This window comes from Paraglaciecola sp. (assembly GCF_039943935.1).
GTDB lineage: Bacteria > Pseudomonadota > Gammaproteobacteria > Enterobacterales > Alteromonadaceae > Paraglaciecola.
This window is the reverse complement of sequence record NZ_JBDUZQ010000001.1, coordinates 244,150-262,101: the sequence shown is the minus strand read 5'-3', so window position 1 is coordinate 262,101 and position 17,952 is coordinate 244,150. Positions and strand designations below refer to the sequence as shown.

Genomic DNA, 17,952 nt, shown 5'->3' with positions numbered 1-17,952 from the left:
TATAGTTATAAAACAGCTATAGCAGCAGCGTAATATGGCTCTTCAGTAGTTTCAGCCACCTGTTCCGTATACAACACCTTACCTTGCTCATCTATCACAACTATGCTGCGAGATAACAAGCCACTTAATGGACCAGTAGTAAAAGCAACGCCATAGTCGGTACCAAAATCACTTCTAAAACAAGAAACTGTGGCTACATTTTCGATACCCTCAGCGCCGCAAAACCTTGCTCCAGCAAACGGTAAATCCGCAGAAACACAAAGTATTTTAGTACCATCTAACGCTGTCGCTTTCTCATTAAATGTTCGAATTGATGCTGCGCAAACACCTGTATCTACAGAAGGGAAGATGTTTAAGATCAATTTTGAACCAGCGTAATCTGTTAAGCTTGTTTCTGATAAATCTGTTTCTACCAAAGTAAAGCTAGGGGCTTGTTCACCCACTAAAGGAAGCTCACCAATTGTTTTAAAAACATTACCTTTTAAAGTCACGTTAGCCATTTAGACACTCCAAGTTTAATATGAGCAAAAAGTGTAACGTAAAATACGACTAGGTATCGTATTAGTTCACAAGTTTCCGTTGTAAGATGTCTGCTTACTTCGAATAAAAGGTCATACAATTATGTCGTCGAATGTCCGACTTGCACTTTCTGCTGTCATTTCTTTTGTGTTTTATTTTACATGGTCATATTGGGCTAATAGCTTAGTAACTGAAAACATGAGCATTTTAATTAGGTCTGCATTTGTTCAAGGATCTCTCAGTGCAACCATAACAATACTATTTACTTTTATTTTAGAAAAAACAGTGGGGAGGTTTAATCAAAGCTATATATCTTTGGTATTTGTGGTTCCTATCATCTGTAGTGTTTACTCTAAAACCAAACAGAATATAGCTATTTTTAAGACATTCCAAAATGCGTTAAGCAAATCAGCCACTTACTTGAGTCATAACCCTTTACCAGGAACTATTTTTGCTCCACTTCTTCCTATCACTGTCCAAGCGTTTATAGCAATTGCAGTAAATACTGTTAACCAAACTCCTAATTTATGGTTAACAGTGGCGCCTAGCATTCTCATCACCGCTATTTATGGGTATGTTTATACCTTTACTTTACTAATAACTAAGCCAGTTCAACCTGTTTCAGAAGATTAACAAATTGATAAGAATAAGGATTAGCTTCATCAGCTGTAAATGACTCTCTGGACTGTTCAATCCATAAACCGCAGGATTGATAATCAGGAAAATATGTATCTCCTTGAACCTCAAAATCAATAAAAGTTAGGTAAAGCCGATGGGATAGAGGTAAAAAATGCTGGTAAATAGTACCACCACCTATAATCATTACTTCGAGCTCTGTTATTCCCTCTGATTCACTATAACTTTTTGCCTCTTCGATAGCTTGTTCACAGCTATTTACGACAGTAGCATCAGGTAGAGCAAAAGCAGGATCTGAGCTCACTACAATATTTAACCGCCCAGGTAATGCTTTACCAATCGACTCATAGGTTTTTCTACCCATAACAATAGGCTTGCCTAGAGTAACCTTTTTAAAATGCTTTAAGTCTGCAGGAAGGTGCCAAGGCATAGTGTTTTTTGAACCTATTACTCGATTATTGGCCATAGCAGCAATCATTGAAATTTGTATCATTAAGTATTTTACACTTTTAGGATTAATCAAAGTTTAAGGGGTAACTTAGCCTACCCCCATCAATCATAGGTTATGAAACGAGTTATTCTTTAGTGTAAATAACCTCAAAGTCATCATCGCCTTCAAAATCATCATCGTCATCATCATCAAAATCGCCATCTTCCATAGCATACCCTTCATCAAATGAGTCTTTCTGCGGGGTATCCCATTTAAAGCCATCTTCGTGTGCAATTGGCTCTTCTATCTCTTCTGGTAAGGCATCAATAAAGTCCATAGTTTGATGACATAACTCTTGAGTACCGAGTTTTTGAAAGGCAGAAATTTGATAGTAATCTCCTTCCCAGCCAATTGCTTCAGCAACTCGCTTACATTCGGCTACTGTTTCTTCCTCAAGCATTAGATCGACTTTATTAAAGACTAACCATCGAGGTTTTGCAGCCAATTTCGGGCTATACTTTTCTAACTCAGCAACAATAGCCTTAGCGTTATCAACAGGATCAGTACCGTTTGCTGGCATCAAATCAACCAAGTGTAATAACACCCTACAACGTTCTAGATGTTTCAGAAACTGAATACCTAGACCAGCGCCCTCAGCTGCACCTTCAATTAACCCTGGAATATCAGCAATCACAAAACTACGCATCGCATCCAAACGCACAACACCTAGGTTAGGCACCAAGGTAGTGAAAGGGTAGTCTGCTACCTTAGGTTTAGCTGCTGAAACACTGCGGATAAACGTCGACTTACCAGCATTTGGCATACCAAGTAAACCAACATCGGCCAACAGCATTAACTCTAATCTTAAGTTTCTGATTTCGCCTGGTGTACCATTTGTTTTTTGTCTAGGGGCTCGGTTAGTACTGGTTTTAAAGCGCGCATTACCTAAACCATGATAACCACCTTGCGCAACTTTCATTTTCTGCAAGTGTTTGGTCAAGTCACCTAAGACTTCCCCAGTATCACTATCGGTCGCACGTGTACCTACGGGCACTTTAACTTCTAAATCAGAGCCGCCTCTGCCAGTACAATTAGCACTTTGACCGTTTTTACCTCGCTCTGCACGATGAAAGCGCTCAAAACGGTAATCAATCAAGGTATTCAAGTTTTCGTCTGCAACTAAATAGACACTACCACCATCACCGCCGTCGCCACCATCAGGGCCGCCATCAGGGACATATTTTTCTCGGCGAAAACCCACTACGCCATTGCCACCATCTCCAGCTTCAACGCGGATATCAGCTTCATCTACAAATTTCATGACTTACTTAACACCTTGATAATCAAACAACCTAATACCAGTATAACCTGTGAAACTTTAAAGTAAGTTGCATACAATTCATACAGTTCAAATAAAAAACCCCGCATAAAGCGGGGCTTTTAAAAATAATACACTGATTACTTATTCAGCAACAATGCTCACAAATTTGCGATTTTTTGGACCTTTAACTTCGAATTGAACTTTACCATCAGATAAAGCAAATAAAGTGTGGTCTTTACCGATACCCATATTGTTACCAGCGTGGAATTTAGTACCACGTTGACGAACAATAATGTTACCAGCTAATACAGATTCACCACCGTAACGCTTAACACCTAAACGTTTACTTTCTGAATCACGGCCGTTGTTAGTACTACCACCAGCTTTTTTATGTGCCATTTGTAATTACTCCTATTAAGCGCTAATGCCAGTGATTTTCACTTCCGTGAACCACTGACGGTGACCCATTTGGGTACGTGAATGCTTACGACGACGGAACTTAACGATTTTTACTTTTTCGCCACGTCCATGAGTTACTACTTCAGCAGTAACCTTTCCACCATTAACAAAAGGTGTACCAATCTTTATATCGTCACCATTGCTCACCATTAAAATATCATCGAATTCAACTGACTCACCAGGAGCCACTTCGATTTTTTCTAGGCGAACGGTTTGGCCTTCAGCCACACGGTGTTGTTTGCCACCACTTTGGAAAACCGCGTACATAATTAAACTCCGCTCTGTGTCTCTTGACACTATATATTCAAAAACAGGGCGCGAATTGTACGTGAACAGGTATCACCAAGCAAGCCCATTTTTTATTTAATTTGGTTAAATAACAATCGTTTTACGTTTCCTCTGCATTATTGTGACATATATGTTCAAGTGTGACTGGATACCCTACTAAAATTCTGTAAAATCCGTTTGCGAATTTAACCGTATGGATACTTAAGCTCAATCAAAAAGTGAATGCATGAAACTAGAAGATATCAATAACCTAGCGCATCAAGATATGATGGCTGTAAATGAATTAATTCAACAGCAAGTCAACTCTGATGTTTCACTGATCAATCAACTTGGTTTCTACATAGTTAACAGTGGTGGTAAACGCCTACGTCCTTTAATAACTGTGCTTGCAGCAAATGCAGTAAATAGCCCTAATCAACAACACCACGTGCTTGCTACCATAATAGAATTTATTCATACCGCTACCTTATTGCATGACGACGTGGTTGACGAGTCGACTATGCGCCGAGGTAAAGAAACAGCCAATGCCGTATTCGGCAATCAGGCAAGTGTACTGGTAGGAGACTTTTTATATACTCGCTCTTTTCAGATGATGGTAAGTTTAAAACGTATACGTGTAATGGAAATTTTATCTGACGCCACTAATGTGATATCTGAAGGTGAAGTCTTGCAGTTAATGAATTGTAACGATCCAGACACCACAGAAGAAAGTTACATGCAGGTAATTTACAGTAAAACAGCTCGATTGTTTGAAGCAGCAACGTTATTGGCCGCAGTGCTTGCCGACCAGCCACAAGAAATAGAAGTCGCAATGCAAAACTATGGTAAATATTTAGGTACGGCCTTTCAACTTATAGATGATGTACTCGACTATGATGCCGACCCTGATGAAATGGGTAAAAATGTTGGTGATGATCTAGCGGAGGGTAAACCAACCTTGCCATTGTTACACGCAATGTGGAATGGCAACGAAGCGCAAGCCAGTATGATAAAACAAGCCATTGAAACTGGTGATGGTATGCAACACTTTGATGAAATAATGGCGGCAATGCAACAAGCGGGCTCTTTAGAATATACTAAAAAATTGGCAGTAGAAGCATCACAGCAAGCTATTAATGCTTTAAAACCTGTTCAAGATTCTAACTATAAAGAAGCGTTGATAGGCCTAGCTAAAATATCAGTACAGCGGTCAGCTTAACTACAGCTAACCGCTAACAAATTCAATTTCATATTTTACTTCGTTACTTGTTACTTAATTTGACCTTGCCGCTAACAGTAGATATATCTACTTCGCTATGACCACCGTTTACTGAAAACTCTAACCAACGGCTTGGGCCATATTTAGCTTTCTGCATTTTATCATCTGATAACAAATTAGTAATAGACCCACCAGCGTGAGCTTGAATATCAAACCTTGCAGAAACTTCTTTTTGAAAATTCAAATTAATCCCGCCACCAACAGAATAGGCTTCTACATCACCATTTTTTAGTAATGTTAAATAAGCATCAATATCTCCATTTACAGTAACAGCGTCCAACTGTCGTATATTGCCCAATAACAAGTCAATATCTCCATTAACCGTTTCAACATTGATTTCACGACTGCTACTTTTCACTTTAATATCGCCGTTTACCGTCTCATATCGATCTTGATTACCATCCGATTTTGAAGAATCAATATCACCATTAACCGTTTCAATTTTCACATCTCCAGCCAATTCTTTAGCTGTAATATCTCCATTGACAGATTCTAAATGAATACGACCAGCCAATTTTTGACTATTTATATCTCCGTTCACTGTACTAATATTTGCCCCCCCATTGAATCCAACAGCCTCTACATCAGCATTTACTGCGTCGTAATGTATTTTGCTTCCAAGAGGTACATAAATCTCAAGGATATCCTCGTCTTTAGCTCCCCAGTTTTTCCAACTTGAGTTTTGTTTTACTCTTACCTCTATCATTACTTCATCATTGTCATGTATAAAAATAAACTCTTTAGTTTTATCACCTAGGGTACCCAGTACTCTCACTTTATTTTTATCCCACCCTTTTATGGCAGCCTCACCATTAATATGCTCAATTTTTATGAAGACATCCTCATCGACCTCAACAGTCCGATCTACCTTCTCCCCTGCAAAGATTGCAAAGCCAACACAGGACAGTAGTAAACTTACAAATAATTTTTTCACTTATTACTCCTTAAACCAAATGGCCTAAATTTGAGTCCACTTAGGCGAATGTACTCGCTCAATAAGACTAATTTGTTGTTGATGCACGCTTTGTAACATCTTTAATAGCGCCATATTATTTGGGTCGTTTTCTAACGCCAATTTAATCGCATTTGCCGCATCATCTAACTCTGCAAGTTGGCCTTGCCAATTCTCTGTCAACGCAGGTTGGCTTTGTAATGTTACTAGCAGTTCGTGTTTTTGTTGTTCGTGTTGTGCGCTTAACGAAGCAACCAAATCATCTCCAGTTAACAGCTCAACCTGTGGGCTAAACGTCAACCATCCAACTAAACCTAAAAACGCTACACCTGCTACCCACTGAAACTGTTTTCGTCCACCATTGGTTTTAAGTAAATCGCTTTCATGGGTATCTTTAGAAATAGCTAACTCAATACCGGTCCATAAGTCTCTTTCGGGTTGCTTCTCTTTTTTAAGAGCATTAATTTGTTCCCCGAGGCTTTTCTCAAAATTAGCGTTATTCATTGCTCATCCACTCCTTTAGCAGTTGCTTAGCCCGATGAAACTGGGATTTACTCGAACCAACTGCCATATCAGTCATTGCTGCTATCTCTTCGTGGCGATAGCCTTCAATAGCATGTAATACAAATACAATTCGCGCTCGCTCAGGAAGCCTAACGACATAACTTTCTAAGTCCACACTTGCGCTTGACCCTTGAGCCTCTTCATTCATCGCTGCTGAATCTTCGATGTTAAACATCTTTTGTAACCAGCCTTTTTGCCTACGAATATAAGAAATCGTGACATTAGACGTCACTGTATGTAACCAAGTAGAAAACTTACTTTGCCCTCTAAAGTTTCCTACTTTTCTCCACAACTGGATGAAGACCTCTTGGGCTGCATCTTCGGCCAAGGTTTTTTCACCGGTTAGTCGATAACATAACCCATACACTTGCCCAATATATTGGGAATATAAAGTGTTATAAGCCTGTTTGTCGCCGTTCTGCACCGCCTTAATTAAGTCTGCCTCACTTTTAGAGGCGAACTTATGTTCGGCAGCAACAACGTTTCCTTGGTTAGTCAATGTAAGGTATTACTCTTGTTTAGTTGATAGATTAGTCGCAGAGTAAAGTGTAAAAGTTTAAAACGCCAAATAAAAAAATACGCTAATATTCTAGAGCACTCGATTTTGCAACTAACGATTGAACTCGTCACTTACTCTCTATAAAACTTAAGGTAGGCATAGTCATGGAACAAAACTTATTAATAAGACCAGTAAAACCTTGGAGCAGTGGAAAACTTTATTGACAACACAATCCTTTAGCAAACATGGAGAGTATATGAGCTTCTTGAAAAAAGAACTTAATGTTACCCATGGCTTTGCAAACTTAATTATCCTGAAATATCGTGCAGTTGATCCAGCCTAATTCAGAACTGAGGATTTAATTACTAACCAATATTTAGGAAAAAACAATCTAAAAGCTGTCTTCAACCAGACAATACAAGAATTTGGACTTGATGTGACCGTCGCCCCTAAAAAGTCAGCGGTCAGCTATAAGATGAAACGGCAATTTGCTTTCATTAAACCCAGCACTAAAACATGGATAGGACTCGGCTTAAAGTTTAATGACAAAGCACATACACAAAGATTAGAAACATCGGGACCATTTGGGACGATGTGCACGCACCGAGTTCAAATAACTGATGTAAAACAGATAGACGATGAACTCGTAAACTAGCTTAAAGACGCCAACGAAGAGGCAAAATAAAGAGTGATTCAAGAGACTCAACTTTAAGCCCAATCTACATTAATTATTTAAAATAAGGGTACTAATGAAAGTAATTGGTTTATATAAGGCACAACTTAAAAGAATCGGGCCTAAAAGTGAATTAACGGGGATCTACAAATATCCTACCGCTTCTGCAATCGTCAATAAGTTAGGTATTGAAGGTGATATACAGGTAGATAAACGGTTTCATGGTGGCCCCGAAAGAGCTTTGCACCAATACGCCCTAAGTAATTATGAAAAAATAATAAAGCACTACCCATTATTATATAGAAAAGCCAATATCGGCTCTATGGGCGAAAATATCAGTATAAATATCATGAACGAGACAAATGTTTGTATTGGCGATACATACCAAATTGGCACGGTCACTATACAAGTATCCGGCCCTAGAATGCCTTGTTTTAAAATTTCCGAAAAATTCAGTACGCCTGGATTAGATAAATTTGTCGCTAAGCATGGTATTCACGGTTGGTATTACCGTGTATTGAAAGAAGGCGCGTTTTCAATTGATGACGACGTTTTACTTGTCTCCAGAGTGAACCCTAATGTGAGTATTGCAACGTTCTTAAAAGTAGTGCAAGGCAAAACATCAGCTGAAGACATCATAAAGGATGCAATAAATGCCGTAGGATTAGATCCCGAGTGGAAAGAAAAACTTGAAAAGAAACATCAATAATTCATGAATATCAGACATAAAAAAACACCGCTAAATTGGCGGTGTTTTTATAAGTGTTACAACAAGTAGCAATTAAGCTTCTTGAATGATAACCAACTTGATAACAGCACTAACGTCTGTGTGAATTTGCAAATCGATATCGAATTCGCCAGTTTCACGTAAAGTACCTACAGGTAATTTAACTTCAGATTTAGTTACTTCAACACCAGCAGCAGTAATTGCATCAGCAATGTCGCGAGTACCGACAGAACCAAACAATTTACCTTCATCACCAGCAGGAGAAGCAATAGTCACTTCACCTAAAGCAGTGATTTTATCTGCACGAGCTTGTGCTGCAGCATGTTTGTCAGCGATTTTCGCTTCCAACTCAGCACGACGCTGTTCAAATTTCTCTACATTTACTTTAGTAGCGGGAACTGCTTTACCTTGTGGAAACAAGAAGTTACGCGCGTAACCTGATTTTACAGTGACTTTGTCACCCAAGCCGCCTAGGTTAGCGATCTTGTCTAATAGTATAATATCCATCTCTGCTACCTACGATTACTTGTGAGAATCAGTATATGGAAGCAACGCCAAGAAGCGCGCACGCTTGATAGCAGTTGACAACTGACGCTGATACTTTGCGCTAGTTCCAGTGATACGGCTAGGTACAATTTTACCACTTTCAGTGATGTAATTTTTTAACATAGCGATGTCTTTATAATCGATTTCAGCAGCACCTTCTGCAGAAAAACGACAAAACTTACGACGTCTAAAAAAACGAGCCATTATGCGTCTCCTTTTTCTTCTGCAGCTGGAGCTTCTGTAGCAGGAGCAGCGGCAGCAGGTTTGTCATATGATTTTTCTTCACGCTTTTCACGACGTTCTTCTTTAGCCATAGGCGACTGTTCAGTAACAGCAGCTTTGGTACGCATAACAAGGTTACGCAAAACAACATCATTAAAACGGAAAGCAGTCTCTAGTTCTTCAACAGCTTCTGCAGTTGCTTCAGCGTTGATCAAAACATAGTGTGCTTTGTGAAGTTTATCGATAGGGTAAGCCAACTGGCGACGGCCCCAATCTTCTAAACGGTGAATTTGACCACCCTCTTGGGTAAGAATTCCGGTATAACGCTCGATCATACCTGGAACTTGTTCACTCTGGTCAGGGTGAACCATGAATACGATTTCGTAATGACGCATCATATTGCTCCTCACGGTTGTAGTCTCGATAGCACAGTCAAGCTATATAGAGACAAGGAACTGAAAGTTAGTGACTGTTTTAAGCGGCGCGGATTGTATATAAATCGGGCGTTGGATACAAGGTTTATTTGTATCACAGCCATGACTATCACTATTTTTGAAGTTTCAGTCTAAAATTTTAACTCCCTATCATTGATATTTACGACTTTAAAAGTCGCAGCAGATACAGACCGCACTCCTTAATTACCTATTACTTTAAAACTTCATCAAAATAACGTAGCCAGTTTAGGCCTAATATCTTTTCAATATCCCCAGTACTATAGCCTCGCTTATCAAGGGCTTTGGCAACATTCAAAAACCTTTCTGGTTCGTCTAGTTCAGGGATCCATGCAGGCCACTGAACTTTATAAGAAGGTTTAAAGCGGGTTAGCCTCGGGGTATACCAATTTTCTTTAGTCGCCCCGGTTGCTTCGAGTCCTTGAATAGCGAAATCCGAAGCGACACCTACGTGGTCAATCCCTCCCACTTTAACGGCATGATCTATGTGGTCAATATAGGTTTCCAAGGTAGTCTCTTTTCTTACCTTTGGGCCTAACATATAACCCAATGAAATAATTCCAACCACTCCGCCTTTGTCCGCTAATGCCTTAATTTGCTTATCTGTTTTAGCTCGGGGGTGATTTCTGTGAAGCGCTTCGCACATTGTATGATTGCATGAAGCCGGAGCTTTACTAAAATGAATCCCGTCGTCAGTGGTTTTTGGCCCGCAATGCGATAAATCAACAATAATACCTAGTTCATTCATTCTCTCTACCGCTTCTATTCCGAAATCGGAAAGCCCAGAGTTGGTTCTTTCAGTAGAGCCATCTCCTAGCAAGTTTCGCTGGTTATAAGTTAACTGAATCCATCTGGTGCCTTTTTCATAAAGAAGATTTATGTTGTCGATAGACCTTTCAATCATGGTTGAGTTTTGGAAGCCAAACAATACCGCGGTTTTATTTTCTTTTTTTGCCTTAATAAAATCTGCTGCAGTTGTTGCTAAAAGTAATTTATCTGGATTGTCCTCAATTCTTTGATGCCACTCATTTATAGAGTTTAAAGCAAGTTTTAGGTTGTAAGACGTAAGTGAAGTAGCGAACCCTGTATACCCAGATTTGGGCAATGCCTCAAAAGAATCTTGATTCCAGCCCTTTGGTATAACTAATCCATCAATAACTATCGATTTTTTGAATAGCTCTTCTATGTGTTTTTGATTTGAAGAATCAACACCTGATAAGGCATTTCCTGCAGAGCTTGCGAAAACATTGCTTATCTGACTTTGGGCAAGTGCACCTATGGATAACATTTTTAAAATACTTCTACGTTCATTATTCATTGTTTACTTCATATCCCATCTATTTAATTTAAAAATTAGGTAACCCATAAACTATATGCACACGTCAAATTGTTGATAAATTAACGGTTTCAGTAACAACATTTGCGCAAACCTTCTGCAGTAAATGAATATTAAGAATTACAATTTTTCGAAAATATACTTTGTACCCCTGCCCATTCAGTTGTTAGACACTTTAGCTTTAGAAATCCCCCCCTTGTCATAGAATAAATTTTTATCATTGTCACTTACTATTATGATTGATTTTGATTACGGAGGGGGGATAAACAGGTTTCAAGTGTCAATGCATTATAATTTACTAAATTGATGTGTATTAGTTTTGTTAAAGTCTTTTGACTAAATACTCAGAACGGCTACCTGTCACCTAAAAATAATAAGAGGCTATTTGTGAAATTTTTGTTGAAAAATAAACTGACTTTATTAGTAACTAAATTAGTTCTAATACTCATACCACTAGGATTAGTTGGTTGTGCTAATGATTCTAAAGAAAAGGCTTGGCAAAACATTAACGAAGAGTCTTCATTTCAAATTTATAGGAGACAGTCACTTATAGGTGAAGAGGCTTACAAGATAATTTCTGATCAAGAAAAAATAATTGTTACGTCCTTACAAGGAGAAAATGAAAGAGGTCGAGTATCTGGAACCGTTAGCGAGCTATATCTTACTAATACACTTGAGCCCTTATTTTATTCAAGTAAAAGAGTGAGAGGAGAGCAAAGCCAGCCTATATTTATTTTCAATGGAAAGTCTGAATCAGTCACTTTTACTGAGAAAAATTTTGACTCAGTTACAGTTAAGAAACCCGAGTTGTTTTTTCCTGTTCATAGCAACATTTCCGCGGCTGCAGAGATGATGTTGTATCACTACTTTTTAGAAAACGGCAAACCTAAAACTATTCAAACATTTCCCCGAGGTGAGGTTTCCGTCACGTTTTCAAAGCAAGATGAAGTGGTTATTAATGGCAAAAAGGAAATGCTCGATAGATATGTTGTTACAGGAATAAATTGGGGAGGCAGAACAATATGGTTAAACCAACAAGGCGATTTGGTGGCGCTGGTAAAAGCCAACACTCAAATCAGAGAGATGGTACGCAAAGGGTATGAAGATGCTTTACAGACTTTCATTGATGGAAATGTAGAAGAGCAAATCAAGCAATTAGTGGCATACACTAAAGAAACTAAGACAGAAGCAGCTCCATTAACTGCATTAGTTGGTGCGGATATAGTTACCGGCCTTAATGAAGACGTCATGAAAGACATGACTTTAATTTATCAAGGCAAAAAAATAATCGATATTGGCAAACGCAACCAAGTAGTCATTCCCAGTAATGCTAAAACGATAAACCTAGAGGGTAAAACTTTAATTCCAGGGCTTTGGGATATGCATGCTCATTCGAATCAAGTTCAGTGGGCGCCAGCATATTTAGCCGCGGGAGTAACAACCATACGTGACAACGGCAATGAAGTAGAATTTGCGACTGCATTTAGAGATGCTGTTGCCGGAGGCCTTGTTGGACCAGATATATTACTAGCAGGGATGACAGATGGAGCTGGTAAGAGAGGGAATGGCGTGATTAGAGCTAGATCACCTGAAGAGGCTCGAAGTGTTGCCCGAATGTACCACTCAAAAGGGTACAAGCAGATAAAAATATATAGCTCAATGGATCCAGATATAGCAAAAATATTGATAGATGAAGCTAAGAAATTAGGCTTGACTATTACCGGACATATTCCAACCAAAATGCCAAGTATTCGCGCTGGAGTTGAGATGGGAATGAATCACTTAAGTCATCATAGTATCTTTTTGAAAATTCTTTACCCAGACAGAGAACTGTCATCATTAAAAAGGCCTTATCTGGTAGACAATGAGTTTACAGAAGAAGATCTCGCCAGTGCCACTGAGTTCTTGTTAGAACATAATGTCGCCCTTGAGCCAACGGTTGCCTTAGATGTGGCGAGGACAATGGAATGGGGGGCAAAAATTGAAGAGTTAGAACCAGATGCTTATAGGATTGCTTATGAACTATGGGAAAGCAAACGCCTTAGAAGCGGTCTTTCTCCAGAAGCAACTGAAAAAGGGATTGAGAATTATAAGATCGCCATGGATATAATTGGGCATTTCCATCGTGCTGGGATTCCTATAATTGCAGGCACGGATAACGTCGTACCCGTTTTTAGTCTTTGGCTTGAGCTAGAGTCATTTCATAAATTTGCTAAAATGTCAGCATTAGACACTATCCGAGCCGCGACTATTGTTCCTGCACAATTGATGGGAATGGATAAACTGACGGGTACCCTAGAAGTAGGAAAAGAGGCAGATATAGCAATACTAGACAAAAATCCACTAGATAAGATTGAAAATTTGCGTTCAGTATCTGCTGTTATAACCAATGGAAATTACTATCAAAGTAAGCCTCTTTTTAAAGCGGCAGATTTTAAACCTACAAGGTAATAAACCTAAAAAGGTAAGTTAATTCTTGTTAACTTACCTTTTTCATTTTTGTATTCACATCTAATTTTAAATTTCTAACCTTAGTTATTTTCTTCTCGTCACGTTAAAAATCATTCAGCGTCTTTAGAATAATTATTTGTGGGGGGATCTTAAGCCTAGAGTGTCTATTATTCTGAACTACTTCAATTGTGTTTGATTACGAATACATTGAGGTTAATTATAAAACAATGAAAGGATAGCCCATGAGAAACTCAAAATTTTTAAAGTCCCTAATTACAGGAACTTTTATTACTATTATAGGGCTCAGCGGTAGTGTTAACGCTCAACAAAAATATGACCCAGAAGCACGATTGAAAGAACTGAAAATAACATTACCTCCAGCGCCAAATCCAGTTGCGAATTACGTAAATGGGGTGAGGACAGGCGACTTAATCTTTCTTGCAGGCAAAGGGCCTTACTACCCAGATGGCAAAGAACTGAGAGGGAAAGTAGGAAAAGATGTGTCAATCGAACAAGCATACGAAGGTGCTCGCCAAACCGCCATCAATCAAATGGCGGTATTGAAAGAAATGTTAGGTGACTTGGACAAGGTGGTTCGCGTGGTGAAGGTTTTAGGAATGGTTAACTGTGAACCCGACTTTATTCAACAACCCGCGGTAATTAATGGCTTTTCGGATCTCATAGTAGAAGTGTTTGGCGAAAAGGGAAAGCACGCCCGGGCAGCAGTAGGAATGGCTACATTGCCTCGTGGCCAATCTGTTGAAATTGAAATGATTGTAGAAGTGAGAGATTAAGTATGAAAGTTAATAATCTATTTCACCGTTTTATTTTCTCTTTCGCATTGGTATTTATAACAAGTGCTGGGGCAGTTGAAGAAAAGACAAATACCCCCTCGTTAGAGATGACTTACTTAGGGACTGCTGGATGGATTATTAAGGATGGAGATATTACCGTTCTTCTTGATCCTTATGTATCTCGCTTGCAGCTTAAAGGTCGCGAGCTTGATGGAGATAACCGTAAAGTTTATTCAGGTGACGATGTAGGCCCAATAGATAAGACGCAGGTAGACAAACTTATTACTGATGCTGACTATATATTAATACATCACAGTCACCATGACCACTTAGGCGACGTGCCCTATATTGCAAAAAAGACCGGAGCCAGAATAATAGGCACAGAGACAACACAAAGGATCTTGTTAGCTTATGGAGTACCAAAAGAGCAAATATATGTGGTTGTCGGAGGAGAAGATTATCAATTTGATAACTTTTCTGTGCGTGTTATGCCGTCAATTCACTCTGCTCTAAACAATAAGCTATATCATGATTCAAGCAGGTATGATGGTAATACTGAATTGAAAGCCCCACTTACAATAAATCAATTTGTAGAAGGTGGTTCACTTATGTTTCTCGCAAGGTTCAAGAATAAAACAGTGTTAACTATGGGCTCAATGAACTTCTTACAGCGTGAAATGACAGACCTAACCCCTGATATTCTGTTAGCAGGAGTGAATGGTTCTAGACTAAATATTTACAATTACGATGAGCGACTAATCGAGTTAACTGGGAAGCCCCCTGTTGTGATCCCTACCCATTGGGACTCCTTTAGTTGGCCTTATGGGGTTTCCCAAGAGGTAAATGTGAATAAAAAACTCATTCCATTTAGAGAAAATGTTCTCAAAGTCGCACCTAAAACTGATGTTATTTTCCCGATACACTTAAAAACGATAGTTATAGACTAATCAACAGGATATTTTATGAACTTAAATAGACTCAATCTAGGTTTGGTATTTCTAGCCAGTACGTTAAATTTACTATCTTTCTATAGCAGTGCTGCAGACAGTAAAATTAGCTATCCTAAAAGAGGAGGGGCATACCCCATTTCTGTGGAAAACTTTTTCACCGGCGGCGTAGCTTTAGGTGACTTAGACAATGATGGGGATATTGACTTAGTTGAGTCTAATGGCCGTCATTGGGCACAGGCAAACTATGTTTATTTAAATGCTGATAATAGAGGGTTTAGTAGTAGAGTTAAGCTCGGAGATATCGACACGACATCCTATAGAGCAATTCTAGCAGACATTGACTCTGATGGTGATTTAGACATTATTCAACCCAATGATAGGCTTGAAAATCAGATATATTTTAATGACGGCAGTGGCAATTTCAACGTTATTAAAAGCTTCGGCAGTGTTCACTCAGCCACTCGAAGTATTACCGTCGCAGATATAGATGGGGATAATGATTTAGATGTTCTAGAAAATTGTAGAGGTACACCCAATCTTATTTTCTTAAATGATGGTAAAGGTAATTTATCTTCAAGATCTAAAAATAATGAACAATTGACCTATGGTAATTTAAAGGATAGAACACTGGCGGTTGTGGTTCATGATATGAATAACGATGGTTTTGTTGATCTAGTCCAAGCTAATCGAAACGGCGACCAAAATAAAATATTGCTAAACGATGGAAGTTTAAATTTCGTTAAATCCATAGACTTTGGATCTGGTGAAGATGATACCCGAGGTGTCGCGGTTGCCGACATGAATAATGACGGTTTACCGGATATTGTGACGGCTAACATTGGTGAAAAAAATACTGTAATTTTAAATAAAGGGAATGGGAACTTTACGATTTCTCAGTCTTTTAGTTATGAAAAAAGCAGGAGTTATGCGGTTTTAATTCACGATCTCGATAAGGATGGGGACAGTGACGTGGTTATCGCTAATGACTTAGATTACAACCAAGTATTTTTGAACGACGGCTCAGGAAAACTAACATTACTTGCAGAAATTGGCGAAAAAGAAGATAAAACCTATGCACTTGCCGTAGGAGATATTAATGGCGATTCGCTTCCAGATATCGTTGCAGGTAATTCAGGTTCGGCTAATTATATGTATCGCCAAAAGTTAGTAACATCAAAGAAATAAACTGCTACTTCCCTTGCTATTGCCACCTCAAAATGGGACCTAAACCTGTATTTAGATCCCATTTTGTATCTATCTTCTACTCCTGTCCTTTCACCTAACGTAGAATAGAACACCTGAATTCAAATAATCTGTATAAGTGTCTTTACACACCTTACTTTTTAAATATTTGGCAACTAGCCCCAAATATGAGGCACCCAATAAATTGATAATAATGTCAGTAACAACACTCCGATAATATTCATAAGGATGCCTGCTTTAGCCATTTGAGGTATTTTAATAAAGCCTGACGAAAAAACGATAGCGTTAGGTGGTGTTGCAACAGGTAACATAAAGGCACAACTTGCTGCCATGGCAATTGGCACACAAAGCATTAGCGGATCGATGCCAGCTTCTATAGCAATTGCTCCCATAATCGGTAATAGAGTCGCGGTTGTTGCTAAGTTACTAGTTAACTCTGTAAGAAGCACAACTAAAAGTACTGACGCTAAGACCAACATAGAAACCCCCAATGTGCCTAGAGGAGCTAAACTATGACCTAACCATAACGCCAAACCACTATCGGCAACAGCTGCAGCCAAGGATAAACCGCCACCAAACAAGAGCAACACTCCCCACGGTAACCTTCCTGCTTCGTGCCAAGTCATAAGCTGTGGTTGATGTCTATTACCACTAGGAATGATAAATAAGAGTATGGCAGCAGCCATCACAATTCCTGGGTCAGATAGTCCCGGAATATCCCAAAAAATAGCGATTGGCTTTCGCAGCATCCAAGCGACGACAACCACTGAAAATATTATGGCCACACGTTTTTCTGCTAAAGTCATTGGTCCAAGCTCATCTCTAAGCTTTTGTAAGTAAGCCGAGGTTTCTTTGCTTTCTGGAATATTTACTGGATATAAGAGTTTAGTTAAGGTTAGCCAAGCAATAGGTAGCAATATCATTGACACTGGAAGACCAACAGCCATCCACTCCAAAAAGCTAATTTCATAGTCATAATTTTCATTCATAAATCCAACCAACAACGCATTAGGTGGCGTGCCTACCAAAGTAGCAAGACCACCTATAGTTGCTGAGTACGCTAACCCGAGTAGCATAGCAATCTGAAAATTACTTTTTTGTTTTTCAGTTAGGTCAGGCTGATTGTCGAGTATCGTTCCCACCACAGATAGCGCGATAGGCAAAAGCATCAAGGTCGTACTTGTGTTTGTCATCCACATAGATAAAAACGCGCTAGCTAGCATAAAACCACCAATAAGCTTTACGCCATCGGTTCCAGTTAAAGATAAAAGAAACAAAGCAACCCTACGATGCAAATTCCACCTTTCAACGGCTAATGCCAATAAAAAACCGCCTAAGTATAAGTAAATAATAGGGTTGGAGTAAGGTTCCGCCGCCTCTCTTAAAGACTTGATACCAAGAGGTTCAAATACAACTATTGGAAGACAAGCAGTAACTGATACAGGTAATGCTTCTGTCGCCCACCATGCTGCCATCCACAGACTTATAGCTGCAGTTTTCCAAGCCACGGGATCCATTATGGTTTGAGAGCCTGAAAACAACATCATTAACGCAAATAATGCTGGGCCAAGGGCTAATCCAACATTTTGATAGGTAGGCCGCTCTTCGGTTATTGCTGATGCTTGTGGATTACTATTCATAATTCTATATTTCTCTGCTTGAACCCTGTTTT

General features: G+C 39.1%; 22 protein-coding genes. 9 read left to right on the top strand and 13 right to left on the bottom strand.

The features are described 5' to 3' along the window. Positions 1 to 5: 5 nt before the first annotated feature. Positions 6 to 500 carry a thiol peroxidase gene (gene tpx, locus ABJD71_RS01135; RefSeq protein WP_348163256.1) on the bottom strand — a complete coding sequence of 165 codons (495 nt, stop codon included), beginning with the start codon at positions 498 to 500 and terminating at the stop codon, positions 6 to 8. 121 nt (positions 501 to 621) lie between these two features. Between tpx and ABJD71_RS01130 the strand changes: the two genes are divergently transcribed. Beyond that, positions 622 to 1,152: a hypothetical protein gene (locus ABJD71_RS01130; RefSeq protein ID WP_348163253.1), complete on the top strand. Its 531-nt coding sequence runs from the start codon at positions 622 to 624 to the stop codon at positions 1,150 to 1,152. On the opposite strand, the gene folA is transcribed toward ABJD71_RS01130, so the two are convergent. From folA to rplU, 4 genes are all read right to left on the bottom strand, one after another. Beyond that, positions 1,121 to 1,648 carry a type 3 dihydrofolate reductase gene (gene folA / locus ABJD71_RS01125; RefSeq protein ID WP_348163250.1) on the bottom strand — a complete coding sequence of 176 codons (528 nt, stop codon included), beginning with the start codon at positions 1,646 to 1,648 and terminating at the stop codon, positions 1,121 to 1,123. The genes ABJD71_RS01130 and folA overlap by 32 nt on opposite strands. Positions 1,649 to 1,730: 82 nt before the next feature. Then, complete coding sequence (gene cgtA / locus ABJD71_RS01120) at positions 1,731 to 2,906, bottom strand: Obg family GTPase CgtA (protein WP_348163247.1); 1,176 nt, start codon at positions 2,904 to 2,906, stop codon at positions 1,731 to 1,733. Between the two features lie 141 nt (positions 2,907 to 3,047). Further along, positions 3,048 to 3,305, bottom strand: a complete 258-nt coding sequence (rpmA, locus tag ABJD71_RS01115; protein ID WP_133471404.1) for a 50S ribosomal protein L27 — start codon at positions 3,303 to 3,305, stop codon at positions 3,048 to 3,050. Positions 3,306 to 3,320: 15 nt separating this feature from the next. Beyond that, complete coding sequence (rplU, locus tag ABJD71_RS01110; protein WP_133471403.1) at positions 3,321 to 3,632, bottom strand: 50S ribosomal protein L21; 312 nt, start codon at positions 3,630 to 3,632, stop codon at positions 3,321 to 3,323. Positions 3,633 to 3,879: 247 nt separating this feature from the next. On the opposite strand from rplU, the gene ispB reads away from it, so the two are divergent. Beyond that, positions 3,880 to 4,851, top strand: a complete 972-nt coding sequence (gene ispB / locus ABJD71_RS01105; RefSeq protein ID WP_348163244.1) for an octaprenyl diphosphate synthase — start codon at positions 3,880 to 3,882, stop codon at positions 4,849 to 4,851. 43 nt (positions 4,852 to 4,894) lie between these two features. On the opposite strand, the gene ABJD71_RS01100 is transcribed toward ispB, so the two are convergent. The 3 genes from ABJD71_RS01100 to ABJD71_RS01090 are packed head-to-tail and all read right to left on the bottom strand — an operon-like array spanning position 4,895 to position 6,926. Continuing rightward, positions 4,895 to 5,845 (bottom strand): DUF4097 family beta strand repeat-containing protein, encoded by a 951-nt coding sequence (locus tag ABJD71_RS01100; RefSeq protein ID WP_348163241.1) that lies wholly within the window; start codon positions 5,843 to 5,845, stop codon positions 4,895 to 4,897. 24 nt (positions 5,846 to 5,869) lie between these two features. Next, positions 5,870 to 6,367 (bottom strand): hypothetical protein, encoded by a 498-nt coding sequence (locus ABJD71_RS01095; RefSeq protein ID WP_348163238.1) that lies wholly within the window; start codon positions 6,365 to 6,367, stop codon positions 5,870 to 5,872. After that, complete coding sequence (locus tag ABJD71_RS01090; protein WP_348163235.1) at positions 6,360 to 6,926, bottom strand: RNA polymerase sigma factor; 567 nt, start codon at positions 6,924 to 6,926, stop codon at positions 6,360 to 6,362. Before ABJD71_RS01090 ends, ABJD71_RS01095 begins: the two co-directional genes overlap by 8 nt. Before the next feature lie 178 nt (positions 6,927 to 7,104). Between ABJD71_RS01090 and ABJD71_RS01085 the strand changes: the two genes are divergently transcribed. The 3 genes from ABJD71_RS01085 to ABJD71_RS01075 all read left to right on the top strand — a co-directional run bounded on the left by ABJD71_RS01085 (position 7,105) and on the right by ABJD71_RS01075 (position 8,308). Next, a complete protein-coding gene (locus ABJD71_RS01085; protein ID WP_348163497.1) occupies positions 7,105 to 7,269 on the top strand; it encodes a DUF4287 domain-containing protein in 165 nt (54 codons plus the stop codon). Positions 7,270 to 7,287: 18 nt separating this feature from the next. Then, the gene (locus ABJD71_RS01080; protein ID WP_348163493.1) at positions 7,288 to 7,581 is read left to right on the top strand and encodes a DUF5655 domain-containing protein; all 294 of its coding nucleotides are present in this window, start codon (positions 7,288 to 7,290) and stop codon (positions 7,579 to 7,581) included. Between the two features lie 94 nt (positions 7,582 to 7,675). Next, complete coding sequence (locus ABJD71_RS01075; protein ID WP_348163232.1) at positions 7,676 to 8,308, top strand: MOSC domain-containing protein; 633 nt, start codon at positions 7,676 to 7,678, stop codon at positions 8,306 to 8,308. A gap of 72 nt (positions 8,309 to 8,380) precedes the next feature. Here ABJD71_RS01075 and rplI read toward each other — a convergent pair whose 3' ends face one another. From rplI to ABJD71_RS01055, 4 genes are all read right to left on the bottom strand, one after another. After that, positions 8,381 to 8,833, bottom strand: a complete 453-nt coding sequence (gene rplI / locus ABJD71_RS01070) for a 50S ribosomal protein L9 (protein WP_348163229.1) — start codon at positions 8,831 to 8,833, stop codon at positions 8,381 to 8,383. A gap of 15 nt (positions 8,834 to 8,848) precedes the next feature. Then, entirely contained in the window at positions 8,849 to 9,076 is a 228-nt protein-coding gene (gene rpsR / locus ABJD71_RS01065) for a 30S ribosomal protein S18 (protein WP_133471395.1), read from the bottom strand. Beyond that, positions 9,076 to 9,489 carry a 30S ribosomal protein S6 gene (rpsF, locus tag ABJD71_RS01060; protein ID WP_133471477.1) on the bottom strand — a complete coding sequence of 138 codons (414 nt, stop codon included), beginning with the start codon at positions 9,487 to 9,489 and terminating at the stop codon, positions 9,076 to 9,078. Before rpsF ends, rpsR begins: the two co-directional genes overlap by 1 nt. Before the next feature lie 250 nt (positions 9,490 to 9,739). Next, positions 9,740 to 10,864, bottom strand: coding sequence for a membrane dipeptidase (locus ABJD71_RS01055; RefSeq protein WP_348163226.1), 1,125 nt, complete (start codon positions 10,862 to 10,864; stop codon positions 9,740 to 9,742). A 405-nt stretch (positions 10,865 to 11,269) separates the two neighbouring features. Here ABJD71_RS01055 and ABJD71_RS01050 point away from each other — a divergent pair, with 405 nt between their 5' ends. The 4 genes from ABJD71_RS01050 (at position 11,270) to ABJD71_RS01035 (ending at position 16,262) form a co-directional block, all read left to right on the top strand. Beyond that, positions 11,270 to 13,333 (top strand): amidohydrolase family protein, encoded by a 2,064-nt coding sequence (locus ABJD71_RS01050; protein ID WP_348163223.1) that lies wholly within the window; start codon positions 11,270 to 11,272, stop codon positions 13,331 to 13,333. 242 nt (positions 13,334 to 13,575) lie between these two features. Beyond that, positions 13,576 to 14,127 (top strand): RidA family protein, encoded by a 552-nt coding sequence (locus ABJD71_RS01045; protein WP_348163220.1) that lies wholly within the window; start codon positions 13,576 to 13,578, stop codon positions 14,125 to 14,127. Positions 14,128 to 14,129: 2 nt separating this feature from the next. Then, positions 14,130 to 15,074 (top strand): MBL fold metallo-hydrolase, encoded by a 945-nt coding sequence (locus ABJD71_RS01040; RefSeq protein ID WP_348163217.1) that lies wholly within the window; start codon positions 14,130 to 14,132, stop codon positions 15,072 to 15,074. Positions 15,075 to 15,089: 15 nt separating this feature from the next. After that, positions 15,090 to 16,262: a VCBS repeat-containing protein gene (locus ABJD71_RS01035; RefSeq protein WP_348163214.1), complete on the top strand. Its 1,173-nt coding sequence runs from the start codon at positions 15,090 to 15,092 to the stop codon at positions 16,260 to 16,262. 173 nt (positions 16,263 to 16,435) lie between these two features. Here the strand turns inward: ABJD71_RS01035 and ABJD71_RS01030 are convergent, their stop codons facing one another. Further along, complete coding sequence (locus ABJD71_RS01030; RefSeq protein WP_348163211.1) at positions 16,436 to 17,920, bottom strand: DASS family sodium-coupled anion symporter; 1,485 nt, start codon at positions 17,918 to 17,920, stop codon at positions 16,436 to 16,438. Between the last annotated feature and the right edge of the window lie 32 nt (positions 17,921 to 17,952).